Consider the following 397-nt stretch of genomic DNA (forward strand, 5'->3'; position numbering starts at 1 on the left):
GAACGAGAAATACTGCCGTAAGTCCCATCACCTTGTGCCGCAAAAGCAGTTGTTGCCATTGAAGAAGCCGCTAGTAAAATCAGTGCACTTTTAGTAAAAATGTTCATAATATGTCTCCATTAACATCTTGTTTATATGTCAATTAAATTGTGTGATTAATTAGTCTTAATGACTTATTCAGCGCGTTGAGTTTGTAGAGCACTCAGTTGCAATCTTAAATCGCTCACTTTGGCATTTAATGCTGCTGCTTTAGCAGAAGGAGCAATGGCTGCATTAACATCAACACTTGTATTTACATTATGACCTAAGCTTTCAATTTGAGACGTTAATACATTAATATTAGTTTGAGCTCGGTAAATATCACCGTAAGTTGCATCACCTGGTGCAGCAAGTGCAA

Annotated in this window: 1 protein-coding gene; it reads right to left on the bottom strand. The window is 37.3% G+C overall.

Features of this window, described 5'->3' with window-relative positions; translation table 11 throughout:
• Window positions 1-173: 173 nt before the first annotated feature.
• On the bottom strand, window positions 174-397 hold a 224-nt coding region (locus V6259_RS19680), incomplete at its 5' end, for a hypothetical protein (protein ID WP_341585975.1).

The sequence above is a fragment of the Marinomonas sp. TI.3.20 genome (genome assembly GCF_038155025.1).
Lineage (GTDB): Bacteria > Pseudomonadota > Gammaproteobacteria > Pseudomonadales > Marinomonadaceae > Marinomonas > Marinomonas flavescens.